Here is a 16,246-nt window from a genome sequence, read left to right as displayed (position 1 = left end):
GGGCGGCCGGTGAGACGATCTATGCTCGAAGCCGGTCGTTGCCGGATTCGGGAGGCTGCTCGTGCGGACGCTGTTGAACATCATCTGGCTGGTGCTGGCGGGCTTCTGGATGGCGCTGAGCTATGTCGTCGCCGGGATCATCTGCTGCATCCTCATCATCACGATCCCGTTCGGCATCGCCGCGTTCCGCATCGCGGGGTTCGCGCTGTGGCCGTTCGGCCGGACGACCGTCCCCAAGCGGAACGCGGGCGCGGGCTCGCTCATCGGCAACATCATCTGGATCATCGTGGCGGGCTGGTGGCTGGCCCTCGGGCACCTGTTCACCGGCGTGCTGCTCTGCATCACGATCATCGGCATCCCGTTCGGCATCGCCAACTTCAAGCTGATCCCGATCTCCCTGACCCCCCTCGGCCACGAGATCGTCTCGTCCCGCGACCCCGCACGCTTCTGAGCGGGCGGGGCCCCGAGGCCGGTCAGGACGTCCAGGGAGTGCCGGTCAGGCGTTCGTAGACCTCGGTGTAGCGGGCGCGGGTGGCGTCCACGACGTCCTGGGGGACGGCGGGCCCGGGCGGGGTGCGGTCCCAGTCGAGGGTGCTGCTCCAGTCGCGGACGAACTGCTTGTCCAGGGAGCGCTGGGGACGGCCCGGCGCCCAGTCGTCGGCGGGCCAGAAACGCGACGAGTCTGGCGTGAGGACCTCGTCGCCCAGCACCAGCGTGCCGTCGGCGGCGCGGCCGAACTCCAGCTTGGTGTCGGCGATGATGATGCCGCGCTCGGCGGCGAGGGCGGCGCCGCGCTTGTAGATCTCCAGCGTGACGTCCTTGAGGCGGGCGGCGGTGTCCTCGCCGATCTCGCGCACGACGTCGGCGTAGGTCATGAACTCGTCGTGGCCCTCGGTCGCCTTCGTGGTCGGGGTGAAGATCGGCTCCGGGAGGCGCGAGGCGTCGACCAGGCCGTCCGGGAGGGAGATCCCGGAGACGGTTCCGTTCTTCTCGTACTCCTTGAGGCCGAGGCCGGTGAGGTAGCCGCGGGCGATCCACTCGACGGGGAGCATGGTGAGGCGGCGGCAGCGGATGGCGCGGCCCTCCCATTCGTCGGGAACGTCGGTGGCGGACACGACGTGGTTCGGGATGATGTCGGCGAGCTGCTCGAACCACCACAGGGACAGCTGCGTGAGGATCTTGCCCTTCTCGGGGACGAGCGTCGGCAGGACCACGTCGTAGACGCTCACCCGGTCGGACGCCACCAGGATCAGCTCGTCGCCGTCCGCGTAGACGTCCCTGACCTTCCCCGAGTGGATCAGCTCCATGTCGCTCCTCACCTAGCCGCCCTGCCGGATAGGAGTCTGGCACAGCGGCGTCCGGCGTCCCGACGTGGGCCGATAGGTTTTGATCAGTCGGGTGGGGGAGGCCGTCGGGGTGCGCGCTTTTCGGGTGGCGGCGGCGGCCGCGGTGCTGGTCGCGGTGCTGGGGGCGCGCGGGTGCGAGCCCGCCGAGCGGTCCGGGCCGTCCGAGCGGTCCGGACGGGGCGGGGTCGCCGCGCCGGGAGAGCCGGCGCCCAGCGTGGCGCCGGTCGTCCGGGACGAGGCGGCCGTGTGGAGGACGTGGGGTCTGCGGCCGCTGCCGCCGCCGCCCGTCGTCCCAGCGGACAAGCCCCTCAAGCTCGGCGGCAAGGGGCCGGTGAAGGTCTTCGACAGTGTCCCGACCGAGGACCGGGTCGTCTTCATCACGATCGATGACGGACAGGAGAAGGACCCCCGGTTCGTCCAGATGCTGACCGACCTCCAGGTGCCCGTCACCATGTTCCTCACCGACAACGTCATCCAGGACGACTACGGGTACTTCAAGCCCTTGCAGACGTTGGGGAACCACGTCCAGAACCACACGCTGACCCATCCCGTCCTGCCGACCCTCGGCCTGGACGGCCAGAAGCGCGAGATCTGCGGGAGTCAGAAAATACTGGCGGAGCAGTACGGGACGAGGCCCACCCTGCTCAGGCCGCCCTTCGGACGGTGGAACTGGGCCACGCAGCAGGCGGCCCGCGAGTGCGGCATCGACGGGATCGTCATGTGGCGGGCGTCCATGCAGATCCACGACATGCAGTACGACGACCTCAACAAGAGGCTCCACCCGGGAGACATCCTGCTGGCCCACTTCCGGGGGCCGGAGCAGCTCAAGGGCAAGACGATGACCGAGATGTTCGCGAACATGCTGAAGCGCATCCAGCGCCAGGGGTTCGCCGTCGCGCGCCTGGAGGACTACGTCAGTCCTCGATGAACACCCCGGATGCCATCAGCTCCTGCGCGCGTTCCAGGACCTTGCCGCCGGACACGCGGTCGTCCAGGCCGGAGATCGCGAGCACGTCCGAGCGGAACACCGCGTCCCCGAGCACGTCGCGCACGCGCGGGTCGGCGCCCCGGCCCTGCTTGTGGCCGGGCGGGGTGAAGGGGAGCTGGTCTTCGCGGTGGTAGGCCGCGAGGGCGTCGAGGACGGGGGCGTGGGAGTGGTCCATGGCCGACGTGGTTCCCGAGCGGCCCGCCCTGTAACACCCCGGTCAAAGACGGACGAATGCGACGCCGGTCATCGGGTAGGGCGGCCATGAACGGCCGAGAGGGAGTTACCGATGAACGAACGCATACCGGCTGAGGTCGAGCTGGCCTGGGACGACTTCCACCGGGTCGTCAACATGACCTCCGACGAGCTGCGGACGTGGCTGCTCACGGACGCCTCGGGCGAGGAGGCGTTCCCGGCGAACGGGCCCGGCCCGGGGGTCGACGAGCTCGGCGCCCGCGTGGTCGACGTGCTGCGCAAGCGGAAGGTCGACCTGACCGAGGGCGACGCCGAGCTGATGGTGGAGGTCGTGGACTTCGTCGAGGACCACCTCGACCACCGTCCCCCGAACGCGGAGCGGGACGAGGAGTGGCGGCACGCGCTGATGAGCGTGGGCCACGACCCCCTGCGTCCCGAGCCGTCCAGCGCATAGGAGGCGAGATCATGCCGAACCCGCAGCAGCCCGAGATGAGGCGGTCGGAGCGGACCGCGGTGACCGAGGAGCCGCCGGCGGAGGCCACCGCCCCGAAGTCGACGCGGGACAAGGGCCACGCGCACGGCACCGACAAGGGGAAGAAGGGCGGCGGCAAGGGCGGCGGCACCCCGCCCGGCCAGCGGCCGCCGCACCCCTCGTAGGCGCAGTTCCGCGGGCCGCCCCGGAGGAGAACCGGGGCGGCCTTCGCCTGCGCGGCTTGTGGGACGCCGCGGGAGGGTGGGGACGAGTGGTGATCGAGCTGTCGCCGGGCCAGGGGTTCGTCCAGCTCGGCGAACCGCTGCGTCGGCGCGGCCCTGTTCATGCTGGTCAGCAAGTACGGGTTCCAGGACGTCCCGGGGAACGTGTCGCTCGACCCGTCCCGGGTGGCGGCGCAGATCGTGTCCGGCGTCGGGTTCGGTCGTCTACGGGCTGAGCGGGCTGTCGCACCGGCTGCCGCTGCACCGCTTCCGCCCGGCGGACCAGGCCCGGATCCGGCTCGTCTACCGGGACGGGCGGGGCGCGGTGGCCCGGCAACGCCGTGGTCTCGCTGGTGCTGGAGGGCGCCGGCTCCGTCGCCGACCTGACCGCGCACCTCAGCGAGCTGGAGGACGTCGTCGGCGTCACGGTCGGCTCCGACCACGACGACAGCGAATGAGCCGCTAGGGGACCTCGGTCTGCGGGCTGTAGCCGTCGTCCTCCCCGCCCGGCGTCTCGGCCTCGGCGATCGGCGGGTCGGTCGGGCCGGGGGTGTGCTCCTCGGCGAAGTCCTCGCCGGCGTCCTGCGGCGCGCCCGTCTCGGCGCGCCGGTCGGCGAGCGGCTTGTCCTCGTCGTGCTTGTCCCCGGCGGGCCTGTTCTCCGGGTCTGCGGCCATGATCGTCCTCCTCGTCGCGCTCGAACGGAGGCGATACCCGGAGGGCGGGCTTCAACCCTCCCGGACGACCGGCCGGCCCTCGCGCACGAAGGCGATCAGGCGCGGGACGTCCTCGCCCTCCAGGACGATCCCGAAGTCACGGGCGAGCGTCCCGGGCAGTTCCTCCGGGGCGAGCACGCGGTTCTCGGACGAGCCGTCCGGACGGGTGACGGTCAGCGTCGTCCCGTCCAGCACGCGGAGGGCGTCGGAGGTGAACTTCTGCGCGAACGGACGGGTCGTGAACGGTGACCGGGGACTGGTCGAGACGTAGTGGCTCAGCACGTCGAAGTCGATGCGGAACGTCTCGTTCAACGTGAACGTGTGCCGCTGGAGCCAGCCGTCCCCGGCGGCCTGGTGCAGTTCCCACGCGGCCGTGTGGGGGCTCCACGTCGTGACGGTGCGGCCGCGCTGGAGGCGGAAGCCCCAGCCGTCCTGGACGACCTCCTCGCCGTCCACGAGCCGCAGCGGTTCCAGCGGCCCGGCGCCGAAGCCCACGTCGCACAGCCAGGCGGGCTCGTCGCGCGGCCGGTCCGGCGGCCGGACGTGCAGCAGCGCGTGCGTCATCGGCCGCACGTGCGCCGATCCCAGCGTGACCCGTCCGGCCAGCGCCGTGACCTCGAACCCGAGCCGTTCCAGCACCGCCGCGAACAGCCGGGTGTGCTCGAAGCAGTACCCGCCGCGCGCCCGCCGGACCAGCTTCGCCTGGACGGCGTCCAGCGACACCACGACGGGCCGCCCGAGCATGATCTCCAGGTTCTCGAACGGGATGGACGTGACGTGCGCCCGGTGCAGCGCCCGCAGCGTCCCCTCGACCGGCGCGAGATCGCCGTCGTATCCGACCCGTTCCAGGTAGCCGGGCAGGTCCAGCAGTCCGCCCTGCCATCCGTAGCCGAGATCTTCGTCCATGGCGTCCTCCAAGCGATCAACGGCATAACACCGGACCCGTCCCGAATCCTCCCCCGTGCCTCGGACGACCCGTGCTTCAGCCGGGCGGTGCGTCAGGTGAGGGGGAGGCGGAGGACGAAGCGGGCGCCGCGCGGGCTGTCGGCGATGCGGAGCGAGCCGCCGTAGATCTCGGCGATCTCGCGGGCGATGGGGAGGCCGAGGCCGGTGCCCTGCGGGTCCCGGGTGCGCGACTCCGCGAGCCGGGCGAAGCGCTCGAAGACCCGTTCGCGGGACTCCTCGGGGACGCCGGAGCCGTCGTCCAGGACCTCCATGACGGCGTCGCCGCCGTCGCGGGCCACGGTGACGCGGATCCGCGACGCGGCGTGCCGTTCGGCGTTGTTCAGCAGGTTGCCGAGGACCCGGCTCAGCCGCACCTTGTTGGCCGTGACGACCACGCCCGGTTCGAGGCTGGTCTCGACGGGGACGCGGTCGCCGTGCAGCGCCACCTCGCGGCGGGCCAGTTCGGCGAGGTCGACGGGCTCGACGGGCTGCGGGGTGCGCGCGTCCAGGCGGGCCAGCTCCAGCAGGTCGACGACGATGTCGTTCAGCCGCCGCACGTCGCCCATGGCCGACCGGACCATGGGCTTCCACGGGTAGTCGTCCGGTTCGTCCAGCGCGACCTCCAGCCGCGTCAGCAGGCCGGTGATGGGGTTCCGCAGGTCGTGCGAGGCGTCGGAGACGAAGCGGCGCTCCCGGTCGGACGCCTCCTCCAGGCGCGCCAGCGTGTCGTTGACCGTCTCGGCGAGCGCCTGGATCTCGCCGGCCGTCGACGTGACCTCGACCCGCCGGTCCAGTCCCTGGGCGCCGACGTCCGCGAGTTCGGCGCGGAGGCGGTCGACCGGGGCCAGCGTCCGCCCGACGGTGTACCACGTCCACCAGGTGATGAGCGCGAGGAGCGCGGCGAGGACGACGGCGATGGTCAGCGGCAGCAGCCACACCTTCAGCAGGGTCGGCAGCGGCGCGGCGGCCATGACCATCACGCCCGGCCCCCACGGCGACGTCCGCAGGCGCAGGCCGAACACCCAGAGGCAGTCGTCCACGAAGCCGGGGCAGATCTTCTCGTCGACGAGCAGCACGTGCCGCTCGAGCTGCGGCTGCGCGAAGGCCGGATGTCCCTCGGCGGCGTCGCTGGCCGCGAGGACCCTCCCCTGCGGGCTCACGACCTGGACCATGGGCGCGTCGCCCGGCCCGACGTGGAGGGCTCCGCGGTTCGTGCCCATGACGATGCCGAACGCGATCCGCTCGGCGGTCTCCTCCGCGTTCCGCGCGACCTTGTTCTCCCCCCAGTCCTGGACGAGGAGCATCATCAGGACGAACACCAGGACCAGGATCAGCGCGGACACCGCCGCGGTGAGGACGGTGGCGCGCCCGCGCACCGAGAAGAACAGGCGCCGCAGCCGCCGGCGGGCGCCGGCCCGCCTCTCCGTCGTCACAGCCGATCCCCCGGACGGTGCGCATGGTCATCTTCCATCACTCAGCGTAGTTGCATGCCGTGCGGCCTTCGGAGCGGCGTGAACGGAAGGCGGACGCGCGCCCGTACAGCGGGGTGACGGCGTCCGGCGTGGGGGAGGCGGTGCTGTGGGCGAGGTGCGGGAGGTCACGGCGCTCGGCGAGATCAGGGTGCCGGGGACGCGGCGGTCGGTCGGGGTCGCGCGGCGCTTCGTCCGCGACCTGGCGCCCGGGTTCCCCGGCCTGGACGACATGGTCCTGGTGGTGAGCGAGACGGTCGCGAACGCGGTCGCGCACACGGCGTCGGGGCGGCCCGGCGGCCGGGTGACGGTCGTCCTCGCGGCCGGGGACGGGGTGTACCGGCTGGAGGTCGCCGACGACGGGGCGGCGGGCGGGCGGCCGCACGTCAAGACCCCGCACGGGCCGGACGGCGCGGGGGCCGAGACGGGGCGCGGGATGCGGATCGTGGAGGCGCTCTCGGCGCGCTGGGGGTTCCGGGCGGACGGGCCGCGGACGGTGGTGTGGGCGGAGTTCCCGGCCCCGGTCGCGCAGCGGCGCGGCCGGGGCCGGGGCCGGGAGACGCCGCTCAGCGGCCCCGGTTGAACTGCCGGGTGGGCGGTTGCCGGGCGTTGCGGCGGTTGTTCGCGAAATTGGCCGACCTGACGTCGGACTTCTTCCGCTTGCCCTTCTTCTGGAATTTGGCGAAGGGGTCGGATTCGGGGTTGTTAATGGCACGCATGAAGGCGGCACCTCCGGGCAGGCATGAATTCGGCCGCACAGGGCCGACGAAAGAGAAAGGCGGCGCACGCCAACGGCGCAGGTCACAGGACCTGTGCGTGAAGGGGAAGTGCGCTTGTGCAGAGATCGGGAGCGGGCCCGCGGCAACGCCGGGGGCGGCTCAACCGGAGGAGAATCAAAGCTTCATGGGTAAGAGTTAGCCATAAGCACCCATGCGGTGTCAACCCATTAATATCCGTTCCGCCGCGAACTCGGGGCGGTTCGCGGTGTGCGAGAAGGTGGCGTGATCTGTGGGGTACTCGTCGTTGACGCCATGACCGGCGCGGCCGCGGCCTGGAGGCATGCGCGTCGCGTTCGTGATCTTCGACGGGTTCCAGGTGCTGGACGTCCGACCACGGGGACCGATTCAGAGGGACGAGGGAGTTCGCATGACCACATATGGACTGCTGGTGTTCGAGGACGCGGAGGAGCTCGACTTCGTGGGCCCGTGGGAGGTGTTCACGGCGTCGGCGATGCTGCGCGAGCAGGGGGACACCGCGTTCCTGGTCGCCGAGCGGGCGGAGCCGGTCCGTTGCGCCAAGGGCTTGAGGGTCGTGCCTGACCACACCTTGGACGAGCACCCGAAGCTGGACGTACTCCTAGTGCCGGGTGGACGAGGCGCAAGGGTGACCCAGCCGCACAACCCGTCCGTCACGGGGTGGATAGCGAGGGTCGCCGAGCAGGCCGACTGGGTGACGAGCGTCTGCACCGGCTCGATCCTGCTGCACGCGGCGGGCCCGGCCAGGGGGCGGAGGGTCGCGACCCACTGGGCATCGGAAGACGCGCTGGAAGCCCGCGGGGACGTCACCGTCGTACGCGACGCGCGCTACGTCGTGGACGGCGACCTCGTCACCAGCCAGGGCGTTTCCGCCGGAATCGACATGGCGCTCTGGCTGGTCGGGCGCATCCACGGCCGCGACCACGCGCGGGCGGTGCGCCGGTACATCCAGTACGAGCCCGCGCCCCCGTACATGGCCGACGTACCCGGCTGATCGGAACGAACATTCCGCCCTACCGGTGATGATCTTCGCTTATCGGCATAATCACGCGAATGGCCATGTCGCTTCCGGTGCGGTTCCGCAGCGATGGCGCGCGGGTGGCGGTCGAGACCGATCCACTGCACGCCCCGCTGCGCGACTTTCTCATCAACGACCTGGGCGAGGACGTCTCCGCGATCGCGCGCGCCCAAGGGCGGCTGGGCGAGGACGGCACGTCCGCGCCCTGGCAGGAGGTCTACCGCTACCACCGGCTCGACTTCGACGGCACGACCGTCCAGGTGCGGGACGTCGGCGGATGGGCGTCCTGCGACCTCGACCCGGACGTCCTGCGGCAGTGCCTGGACGAGTACCTCCACCAGCTCGGCGCCCTGCGGAGCCGCCGGAGCCTCGAACGCGTGCTGGGCGAGCCGCGCAACGGCGAACCGATGGCGAGTTCCCTCGCTCTGGGGTCCGTCTCCCACCGGACGCAGGGCTGGGGCCTCATCCAGTCACCGCGCGCCATGCTGGAGGACATGGCGGGCCTCACCCCGCACCCTGACGGCTGCCTCCCGCACGGCGTCCTGGAGACCGGCTCGGGTGCGTGCTGGGCCGACCTCGCCGTCCTGGACGAGGCGGGCACGCGCCTACGCGGGGGCACGAAGACCTTCATGCCGCGTGGGCTCGACCCAGAGCGCCTTCTTGCGGAGCTGGGCAACACCCTGACTCAGGCGCGGTTCGTCAGCGGCGTCCCGGGAGCGTGGTCCGGGGTCGTCGCCGGTGTCCCCGTGCACGGATACGTCGACCCGGACGCCGTCCTGCGGCTCCCCTGCCAGCCGATCGAGATCGAGGGCGTCGTCCGTCACGTCCGGGTGTTCTTCCCGGAGCTGGCCGGTTCCGGGGACGATCTGGAGGCGGCCGCGTCCGGCGCGAGCGAGTTCACCGAGGCGGTGCTCGGGCCGCGCCACGTCCTGACCGCGTTCCTGCTCCACGACGTGCAGAGCCACCGCCACCATCTGGAGGTCGTCCGCGCGGCGCGCTCCGGCTGGGAGCACACGGGGAACGCCTGCCATCTGCGGGTCGAGGTCCAGACCGTCCGGCTGGAGCATCTGTGGCTGCCCGGCCACGCCTGCGAGATGCCGACGGGCGAGTTCGCCGGCGTCCTCTACGAGTACGAGCGTCTCCTAGCCTCTTAACCGGACCCAGGGAGCGCACATGGCCATCAAGGGACGACTCACGGCACGACTCGTCGATCGCCTCTTCGGCCTGCCCGAGGCGCCTTCACTGGACATAGAGGCGAGGCGCGACCTGCGCGCCCCCATGCCGGACGGCGTCACGCTCATCGCCGACCTGTACCGTCCGCGCGGGGCCGGCCCGATGCCCGTCGTGCTGATGCGCACCCCCTACGGCAAGCGGCAGCCCGTGATGCGGCTGTTCGCCGGGGTCCTCGCAAGGCGCGGGTTCCAGGTCGTCATCCAGAACGTGCGCGGCGTCCTCGGTTCGGGCGGCGAGTTCCACGCCTTCCACAACGAGAAGGACGACGGCCTGGCGACGCTCGAATGGCTGCGTGACCAACCGTGGTGCGACGGCAAGGTCGCGATGGTGGGTGCGAGCTACCTCGGCTTCACCGAATGGGCGGTCGCGCCCTACGCGGACCCTCCCCTGGAGGCGATGGGGCTCGGCATCACCGCGTCCGAGTTCGTGAGTTCGTTCTACCCGGGCGGTGCGCTCGCCCTCCACAACACGCTTGTCTGGTCGTCGTCGATGGGCACGCAGGACGAGAGGAAGCGGCCCCTCCACAACAGGCGCGTCAGGCAGGCGATGCGTCACCTGCCGGTGGGGGAGGCGGACACGGCGGCCATCGGACGCCCCGAAACGTTCCTCCGTGAGGTCACCGCCCACGCCGGGCCCGGCGACGCCTTCTGGGACGCGACGGACCACAGCGCCGCCGTCCCCGGCACCACGACGCCGGCCACGATGGTGACGGGCTGGTGGGACCTCTTCCTCCGCGGGCAGTTGCGTGACTTCGCCGCCCTGCACGAGGCCGGACGCCAGGTGCGCATCACCGTCGGCCCATGGGGTCACGACACGAAGGCCCTCCGCGCGATGGTCTCCGACCAGGTGTCCTGGCTGCACGCCCACCTGAACGGCGACAGGGCCCAGCTGCGCCAGGCTCCGGTAAGGCTCCACCTGCAGAAGGCCGACCGCTGGTTGGACTTCGACCAGTGGCCCCCGCCCGAGACCAAGCCCACGCCGCTCTACCTGGGCCGGAGCCTGCTCTGGGACGGCCCGCCCGACGAAGGCCCCGCCACGTTCACCTACGACCCTCTCGACCCCACACCGTCCGTTGGCGGCCCGCTCCTGTCGCCAGGCAAGGGCGGGCAGCGGGACAACACCCGCATCGAACGGCGAGACGACGTGGTCGTCCTGACGGGCGCGCCCCTGGACGGCGACCTCGACCTGATCGGCCCGGTCTCGGCGACGATCCACGTCAGGACGAGCACCGGCCAAGGCGACCTGTTCATCCGCCTCTGCGACGTCGACCGTGACGGCGTCTCCCGCAACGTCACCGACGGCATGCTCCGCATCGGGAGCGAGGGCGCCGTCCGGGCCGAGGTCGAGATGCACCCGACCGCGTACCGCTTCCTGCGGGGCCACCGGCTGCGCGTCATGCTGGCGGGCGGCGCGTTCCCCAGGTTCGCCCGCAACCACGGCACCGGCGAACCCGCGGGCCGGGCCGTCGCGTCCCGCCGCACCCGCTTCGAGATCCTCCGCGACAAGGACCACCCGTCCGCCGTCCATCTCCCCGTATGGGACGGCTGACCGAGGACGCTCTCAGCACAGGCGGCTAGCCGGCCGCGCTCTCCGCACGCAGAGCCTCGAACTCCTTGAGCACCTTCTTGCGCGCCCTGGCCGAGAGCCGGTCGATGTAGAGCTTGCCCTCAAGGTGGTCTGTCTCGTGCTGGAGGCAGCGGGCCAGCAGACCCGTGCCCTCTACGGTGATCGCCGTCCCCTCCATGTCGAAGCCGTGCACGGTCGCGCGGTCGGGACGTGCCAGGCGCGCGTGAGGCCCCGGCACTGAGAGGCAGCCTTCGTCGTCGTCGTCCAGCCGGCGGTTCTCCAGCGTCGGCAGCTCCAGGACGGGGTTGGCCACGGCGCCCTTGCGCCGCTCTCCGTCCTCGTCGGGGCAGTCGTAGACGAAGAGGCGCAGGCCGACGCCGACCTGGTTCGCGGCCAGGCCCACGCCGTTCGCCTCGTACATGCTGGCGAACATGTCGTCGGCCAGTTCACGCAGCGCCGCGTCGAACTCCTCGACCGGGCGGCACGCCTGATGCAGGACCGGCGTCCCGACCAGCGTGATCGGCCGCACGCGTCCCGCCATGGTGTCGCCCCTTCGCCCCAGCACCGTCCGGAATACGCAATTACACCACGCTTCCCCCATCCCGTGAACGCGGAGCGTGGTCCGTTCGTCGCACACAGTCGCCCGTTCGCCGATGCGCGAGGGCGAATCGCCGATGCGGCCGCCGCTCCCTCGCTACGTTCTTCACATCCGCCGCCGGCAGGTGCGAGCCGCTTCGGGGGGAGCGGCCGGTCCTGTGAGCGCACCGGGGCCGGCACCGCGGAACGGGGGGAGAGGGGTCACTCCGGGGGGAGTGACCCCTCCGTCCGTCCACCGCCCTTTCGGGCGGTTTGTAAGTTCGCTATAAGACCTCAGACGATAACGCGTCGGCGCTTAAGCAGTAAGCGCGGACCTGGCGTCCCACAATTCTGGCACCCGCGAATTCCCCCTTTCGCGGTCCGGCTAGTGAAGGGTACGCCCGATGAACAGGCATCTGACGAATGCGTTCAGAGTGCTCCCGGCGGCGGCCGTGCTGGCCGCGGGCGCCGCGCTGGCGCCCGCCGCGCACGCCTCCCCGCACGCCCCCGCGCACGCCCGCCCGGCCGGCGCCGTCCAGCTCGCCGCCGGCCCGTACGAGCGCGGGCCCGCGCCGACCGAGGCGAGCGTCACCGCGGAGAAGGGCCCGTTCGCCGTCGAGAAGATCGACGTCCCGGCGGGCAGCGGCGCCGGCTTCAACAAGGGCGCGATCTACGCGCCGACCGACCTGAGCCAGGGCACGTTCGGCGCCCTCGCCGTCTCCCCCGGCTTCGTCTCCCCGCAGGCCCTGATCGACTGGTACGGGCCGCGCCTCGCCACGCAGGGCTTCGTCGTCATGACGCTGGAGACCAACAGCCTGCTGGACGTCCCCGCCGCGCGCGGCGACCAGCTCCTCGCCGCGCTCGACTACCTGACCGGCAAGAGCAGCGTGAAGAACCGCATCGACGCGTCGCGGCTCGCCGTCATGGGCCACTCCATGGGCGGCGGCGGGACGCTGGAGGCCGTGCGGAAGCGGACCTCGCTCAAGGCCGCCGTGCCGCTCGCACCGTGGGACACGAACTACGACTGGAAGAGCGTCCGGACCCCGACCATGATCATGGGCGCGGACAACGACTTCATCGCGCCCGCCGACTCCATGGCGCATTCCTACTACGAGGGCCTCACCGGCGTGCCGGAAAAGGCGTACCTGGAACTGGAGAACGCCGGGCACATGACCTTCAACTCGCCCAATACGACCATCGCGAAATATGCGATCTCGTGGATGAAGCGGTTCGTCGACGACGACGCCCGCTACGAGCGGTTCCTCTGCCCGGCGCCCCGGCCCGGCGGCGCCATCGCCGCCTACGAGGGCACCTGCCCGACCGGCTGACCCCCGCCGGCCCGGACGGCGGCGGCCGGCGCCCGGCCGCCGCCGTTCACGCGTCCGGCGGGTCCGCGGGGGAGAGCCGCCGGTCGCCGGGATCGAGGCGGACGAGATGGTGCAGGAGCAGCAGCAGCTCGATGCGCCGGTCCGGGTCGAGCAGGACGCCGCCGAGCGTCTCCTCCAGCCGCCGGATCCGGTACCGGACGGTCTGCTCGTGCACCAGCAGCCGCTCCGCCGCCGCCACCGCGTTGTCGCGGCACTCCATGTAGGTCAGCAGCGTCCGCGACAGCGCGTCCCGCCGGTGCGGCGGCAGCTCCATCAGCGGCGCGAGCCGGCCGCCGAGCGCCACGTCGAGCAGCTCCTCGCTCTGCGCCGCGACGAGGCTCGGCAGATGGTCCAGGCAGCGCAGCGGCTCCTTGCCCGGCAGCACGCCCCGCTCGACCAGCGCGAGCCCCCGCCGCGCCCAGCGCAGCGACAGCGCGGCCCGCGCCGGCGGGACGGTCGGGCCGATCGCCGCCGACCGCGTCGCCTTGATCGCCGTGAGCATCCTGTCGCGGCCGGGGCCGTCCGGGTCCGGGCAGATCAGATACGGCTCCGCCGCGTCCCAGTCGACGAGGAACGTGGGCGGCAGCAGCGGGACGTTCCCGCCCGCATCCGGGCGGACCGCGACGGCCGCGAGCGTCCGCGGCACCGGCCAGCCCGCCGACCGCGCCACCTCGCCGATCGCCTCCGCGCTCGCCGGCGGGTCCATGATCAGCAGATCGCGGAGCCGCCGCCGGAACCGCTCCCGCTCGCCCGCCAGCTCGCCCTGCGCCCGCGCGTAGCCCTGCCCGGCCGCGCCCGCGACCCGCTCCAGGAACACGAACAGCGACTCGGTGATCAGCCCGAGGGTGTCCAGCGACCAGTCGAGCCGCCGCGCGTCCTTGATGAACCGGCGGCACGCGACCTGCCCGCTCACCCGGATCGCCGTCTGCAGCCCGTCCAGGCTCCGGCCCTTGCGCGCCTCGTACGCGCCGATGCCCTCGAAGATCCCGGTGACCTCCGCCCAGTCCACGCCGGGACGGCCGATCGCGCCGACGAACTGCCGGACGGACTCCTCGACGGCCCAGCGCATCCGCCGGCCGTAGCGGCTGTCCGGCGGGCGCGCGTACTCCGGGACGAGGCCCTGGATCTCCTCCACCATCTCCACCGCCGCCGCCTCCAGGTAGGGGAGCATCGGCTCGGCGAGGTCCGCGGGCACCCCGGAGAGCGGGAAGTCCGCGGCGCTGGACGACCTGTTCCGGCTCATGGTCACCAGAGTCGGGCGCGGCGACCCTCCGGCGATAGGCGGGCACGGAAAGTTTCGGCGGTGGGCGATTGTCACTCCGCTGACAGTCCCGGACACGCCGCGCGGCGTGTCGCGCGGCCTCCGATCGCGGCCCCCGCCGACCCGCCCGGACGCGCCGCCACGCGCCCGCGACCGCGCAATAGATCTCCCCGCACCGGACCTCAGGCCGCCGAACCGGAATTCTTCGCAAAGGAATCCCCTGGTGCGTCCAAACGGCACCGGATTGCCTTCCAATAGGGCGGAGATCGGCGGCGCCGAACGGACGTTCCCGACGTAACGGCAATGGCCGGATGAGCCGTCGAGGGCCGCGAAAACTTGACCCGGAGGACGTCGACTTCCGGGCCCTCCTGCGCAAAGGTCTCCCCCATGAATTCACGAATTCGAACCGCCAGGGCGTGCGGACCGACCGGCTGGTTGCTGGCCTTTCTCGGCGCCCGCGAGCAGACCCTGCGCACCCACACCGGGCTCGCCGCCGGCCCCGCGGAATGGCTCCTGGTCTTCCTGGAGGTCGAGCGCGCCGAGCTCGCCGCCCGGCAGCGTCCCGCCACCCTGCTCGCCCGGCGCGACCGGCGCGAGGAGTCCCCGTTCGGCCGGCTGACCGCCCGCAGCGCGTAGGGAAGGCCATGACCATCGAGATGCTCCTCGCCGCCCTGATCGGCGGCTCGATCGGGCTCGCCGAACTCGTCGCGCGCTACCGCGACAAGCCCGTCTCCGCCCTCCTGTCGCCGGGCGGCCTGCTGTTCGTCTTCGTCAACGGCAGCGCGTCCATCGTCGCGCTGATCGCGGTCACCGCCGCCGGCTGGACGTTCGGGCTGCCCGCCGCCACGCCCCCGGCGAGCCTCCTGGTCGTCCGGGTGATCGCGGCCGGGCTCGGGTCCGCCGCCGTCCTGCGGATGTCGTTCGCCCCCGCGCAGAGCCGGGCCCTCGGCACCGGCCCCATCTCCCTCCTCAACGGGATCCTCCGGATCGCCGACGCCGAACTGGAGCGCAAGCGGGCGCTCAGCAGGCTGTCGCACAACGACCTGTCGGGCCTGTCGTTCGAGCGCGACCACGCGGCCCTCGCCGAGCTGTGCTGCCACCTCATGCGCGAGTTCGACCTGTCCGAGGCGCAGCGGCTCGGCGGCCTCGCGGCGGAGCTGAGCCACCGCGACGACCTCACCGACGCCGACAAGCTGGACTGCTGGGGCCTGGAGCTGACCCGGCTGGTCGGCGAGCGCGCCCTCCGGCACGCGGCGCGGCGGCTGCGGGACCGTCCCCGCGAGGAGCCCCGCCCCGCCGCCCCCGAGGAGCGCGACCCGGCGCCCGACACCGACCACCCCGTGGAGACCGTGCCGCCGCCCCGCCCGCCCGTCGCCAAGACCTCCCGCCTCACCTCCAGCACGAACGGCAGGACGGAACGAAAGTCGTTCAGCGACGTCTGACACCCCGGGAGATACCGGTGCGTCCCGCTTCCGGGCGCACCGGTATTTTCACGGAAAAGGCCGCTGTGCGGAAAGGGCCGGTATACGGAAAAGGCCGCTATTTCGGCCGGACGGACAATGGCGGGACGCCGTCGCTCTCGTCCCGCTCCTCCAGGGTCGCCGCGATGCGGTGCAGCGCCTCCGCCAGCGAGACGAGCGCCTGCACCTGGGCGGCCGCCATGAGGTTTCCGGGGGAGGGGTCCGCGGCCTGCGCCTCCGCGGCCGCGTCGCACGCCTGCTGGCTCCACCAATGCACGCGGCGATGCTATTCGAGCCGGCGAACGCACCGCCCGCCGCCGCGCCGCGCCATTACCGACACCGGAGAATGAAAGGGGCAGGAACATGAACTCAGGACCGCGCGCGGCGCCCGCCGCCGGACCCGCCGGGGGGCGGCCCCCGCGCTGGGCCGGCAAGCCGGTGCGCCGGCTGACCGCCGGCGAACTCGCCGAGGCCCTCGAATACCTGGAGCTGCACCGTCCCGACGACGACGTCCTCGGCCGCGCGCTGGCCGGCGAGTTCGCCCGCCGCACCGCCGCCGCCGAGTTCGCCCGCCGCACCAGCGACCGCGCGCGGGCCGCCGCGTACCCCGCCCAGGGCTCCGCCGACCGGACCCCCGCGGCGGGCCCGGACGGGTGAGCGGCC

The 16,246-nt window shown here is 72.3% G+C and carries 21 protein-coding genes and 1 pseudogene; 13 read left to right on the top strand and 9 right to left on the bottom strand.

Annotated features, from left to right (window positions below; translation table 11 throughout):
• The first annotated feature begins 61 nt into the window (after positions 1–61).
• On the top strand, positions 62–451 hold the full coding sequence (locus ACA511_RS00555; RefSeq protein WP_375022000.1) for a YccF domain-containing protein: 390 nt from the start codon (positions 62–64) through the stop codon (positions 449–451).
• 22 nt (positions 452–473) lie between these two features.
• Here ACA511_RS00555 and ACA511_RS00550 read toward each other — a convergent pair whose 3' ends face one another.
• Positions 474–1,307 (bottom strand): phosphoribosylaminoimidazolesuccinocarboxamide synthase, encoded by an 834-nt coding sequence (locus ACA511_RS00550; RefSeq protein ID WP_375021999.1) that lies wholly within the window; start codon positions 1,305–1,307, stop codon positions 474–476.
• Between the two features lie 109 nt (positions 1,308–1,416).
• Between ACA511_RS00550 and ACA511_RS00545 the strand changes: the two genes are divergently transcribed.
• Positions 1,417–2,274: a polysaccharide deacetylase family protein gene (locus tag ACA511_RS00545; protein ID WP_375021998.1), complete on the top strand. Its 858-nt coding sequence runs from the start codon at positions 1,417–1,419 to the stop codon at positions 2,272–2,274.
• Here the strand turns inward: ACA511_RS00545 and ACA511_RS00540 are convergent.
• A complete protein-coding gene (locus tag ACA511_RS00540; RefSeq protein WP_375021997.1) occupies positions 2,261–2,509 on the bottom strand; it encodes a hypothetical protein in 249 nt (82 codons plus the stop codon). The two genes, ACA511_RS00545 and ACA511_RS00540, sit on opposite strands and share 14 nt — an antisense overlap.
• Before the next feature lie 111 nt (positions 2,510–2,620).
• Between ACA511_RS00540 and ACA511_RS00535 the strand changes: the two genes are divergently transcribed.
• From ACA511_RS00535 to ACA511_RS00525, 3 genes and pseudogenes are all read left to right on the top strand, one after another.
• A complete protein-coding gene (locus ACA511_RS00535) occupies positions 2,621–2,980 on the top strand; it encodes a DUF3140 domain-containing protein (protein ID WP_375021996.1) in 360 nt (119 codons plus the stop codon).
• A gap of 11 nt (positions 2,981–2,991) precedes the next feature.
• Positions 2,992–3,183 carry a hypothetical protein gene (locus tag ACA511_RS00530; protein WP_375021995.1) on the top strand — a complete coding sequence of 64 codons (192 nt, stop codon included), beginning with the start codon at positions 2,992–2,994 and terminating at the stop codon, positions 3,181–3,183.
• A 141-nt stretch (positions 3,184–3,324) separates the two neighbouring features.
• Positions 3,325–3,438, top strand: a pseudogene (locus ACA511_RS00525) (MgtC/SapB family protein); the annotation flags it as partial.
• A gap of 243 nt (positions 3,439–3,681) precedes the next feature.
• On the opposite strand, the gene ACA511_RS00520 reads toward ACA511_RS00525, so the two are convergent.
• From ACA511_RS00520 to ACA511_RS00510, 3 genes are all read right to left on the bottom strand, one after another.
• Complete coding sequence (locus ACA511_RS00520) at positions 3,682–3,894, bottom strand: hypothetical protein (protein ID WP_375021994.1); 213 nt, start codon at positions 3,892–3,894, stop codon at positions 3,682–3,684.
• A gap of 51 nt (positions 3,895–3,945) precedes the next feature.
• Complete coding sequence (locus ACA511_RS00515; RefSeq protein ID WP_375021993.1) at positions 3,946–4,839, bottom strand: arylamine N-acetyltransferase; 894 nt, start codon at positions 4,837–4,839, stop codon at positions 3,946–3,948.
• 92 nt (positions 4,840–4,931) lie between these two features.
• Positions 4,932–6,311 (bottom strand): sensor histidine kinase, encoded by a 1,380-nt coding sequence (locus ACA511_RS00510; RefSeq protein ID WP_375021992.1) that lies wholly within the window; start codon positions 6,309–6,311, stop codon positions 4,932–4,934.
• A gap of 145 nt (positions 6,312–6,456) precedes the next feature.
• On the opposite strand from ACA511_RS00510, the gene ACA511_RS00505 reads away from it, so the two are divergent.
• On the top strand, positions 6,457–6,930 hold the full coding sequence (locus ACA511_RS00505) for an ATP-binding protein (protein ID WP_375021991.1): 474 nt from the start codon (positions 6,457–6,459) through the stop codon (positions 6,928–6,930).
• Here ACA511_RS00505 and ACA511_RS00500 read toward each other — a convergent pair.
• Positions 6,914–7,066 carry a hypothetical protein gene (locus tag ACA511_RS00500; protein ID WP_375021990.1) on the bottom strand — a complete coding sequence of 51 codons (153 nt, stop codon included), beginning with the start codon at positions 7,064–7,066 and terminating at the stop codon, positions 6,914–6,916. The genes ACA511_RS00505 and ACA511_RS00500 overlap by 17 nt on opposite strands.
• Positions 7,067–7,493: 427 nt before the next feature.
• On the opposite strand from ACA511_RS00500, the gene ACA511_RS00495 reads away from it, so the two are divergent.
• From ACA511_RS00495 to ACA511_RS00485, 3 genes are read left to right on the top strand one after another with little or no spacing between them, the layout of a single operon-like run.
• Entirely contained in the window at positions 7,494–8,096 is a 603-nt protein-coding gene (locus ACA511_RS00495; protein WP_375021989.1) for a DJ-1/PfpI family protein, read from the top strand.
• A 59-nt stretch (positions 8,097–8,155) separates the two neighbouring features.
• Positions 8,156–9,274: a hypothetical protein gene (locus ACA511_RS00490; RefSeq protein WP_375021988.1), complete on the top strand. Its 1,119-nt coding sequence runs from the start codon at positions 8,156–8,158 to the stop codon at positions 9,272–9,274.
• Between the two features lie 19 nt (positions 9,275–9,293).
• Positions 9,294–10,901 (top strand): CocE/NonD family hydrolase, encoded by a 1,608-nt coding sequence (locus ACA511_RS00485; RefSeq protein WP_375021987.1) that lies wholly within the window; start codon positions 9,294–9,296, stop codon positions 10,899–10,901.
• 25 nt (positions 10,902–10,926) lie between these two features.
• On the opposite strand, the gene def is transcribed toward ACA511_RS00485, so the two are convergent.
• Positions 10,927–11,460 carry a peptide deformylase gene (def, locus tag ACA511_RS00480; RefSeq protein ID WP_375021986.1) on the bottom strand — a complete coding sequence of 178 codons (534 nt, stop codon included), beginning with the start codon at positions 11,458–11,460 and terminating at the stop codon, positions 10,927–10,929.
• 439 nt (positions 11,461–11,899) lie between these two features.
• Between def and ACA511_RS00475 the strand changes: the two genes are divergently transcribed.
• Positions 11,900–12,823 carry an alpha/beta hydrolase family protein gene (locus ACA511_RS00475; RefSeq protein WP_375021985.1) on the top strand — a complete coding sequence of 308 codons (924 nt, stop codon included), beginning with the start codon at positions 11,900–11,902 and terminating at the stop codon, positions 12,821–12,823.
• A 46-nt stretch (positions 12,824–12,869) separates the two neighbouring features.
• On the opposite strand, the gene ACA511_RS00470 is transcribed toward ACA511_RS00475, so the two are convergent.
• Positions 12,870–14,105 (bottom strand): helix-turn-helix domain-containing protein, encoded by a 1,236-nt coding sequence (locus ACA511_RS00470; RefSeq protein WP_375021984.1) that lies wholly within the window; start codon positions 14,103–14,105, stop codon positions 12,870–12,872.
• A 405-nt stretch (positions 14,106–14,510) separates the two neighbouring features.
• Here ACA511_RS00470 and ACA511_RS00465 point away from each other — a divergent pair, with 405 nt between their 5' ends.
• Both ACA511_RS00465 and ACA511_RS00460 read left to right on the top strand, forming a co-directional pair.
• Positions 14,511–14,759: a hypothetical protein gene (locus ACA511_RS00465; RefSeq protein WP_375021983.1), complete on the top strand. Its 249-nt coding sequence runs from the start codon at positions 14,511–14,513 to the stop codon at positions 14,757–14,759.
• A gap of 8 nt (positions 14,760–14,767) precedes the next feature.
• The gene (locus tag ACA511_RS00460; RefSeq protein WP_375021982.1) at positions 14,768–15,565 is read left to right on the top strand and encodes a hypothetical protein; all 798 of its coding nucleotides are present in this window, start codon (positions 14,768–14,770) and stop codon (positions 15,563–15,565) included.
• Positions 15,566–15,662: 97 nt separating this feature from the next.
• Here the strand turns inward: ACA511_RS00460 and ACA511_RS00455 are convergent, their stop codons facing one another.
• Positions 15,663–15,860 (bottom strand): hypothetical protein, encoded by a 198-nt coding sequence (locus ACA511_RS00455; RefSeq protein ID WP_375021981.1) that lies wholly within the window; start codon positions 15,858–15,860, stop codon positions 15,663–15,665.
• An 86-nt stretch (positions 15,861–15,946) separates the two neighbouring features.
• On the opposite strand from ACA511_RS00455, the gene ACA511_RS00450 reads away from it, so the two are divergent.
• Positions 15,947–16,240 carry a hypothetical protein gene (locus ACA511_RS00450; RefSeq protein ID WP_375021980.1) on the top strand — a complete coding sequence of 98 codons (294 nt, stop codon included), beginning with the start codon at positions 15,947–15,949 and terminating at the stop codon, positions 16,238–16,240.
• Positions 16,241–16,246: the final 6 nt, after the last annotated feature.

This window comes from Actinomadura sp. GTD37 (genome assembly GCF_041951365.1).
Classification (GTDB): domain Bacteria; phylum Actinomycetota; class Actinomycetes; order Streptosporangiales; family Streptosporangiaceae; genus Spirillospora.
The sequence above is the reverse complement of the archived record's forward strand: the minus strand, read 5'-3'. Positions and strand labels throughout refer to the sequence as shown.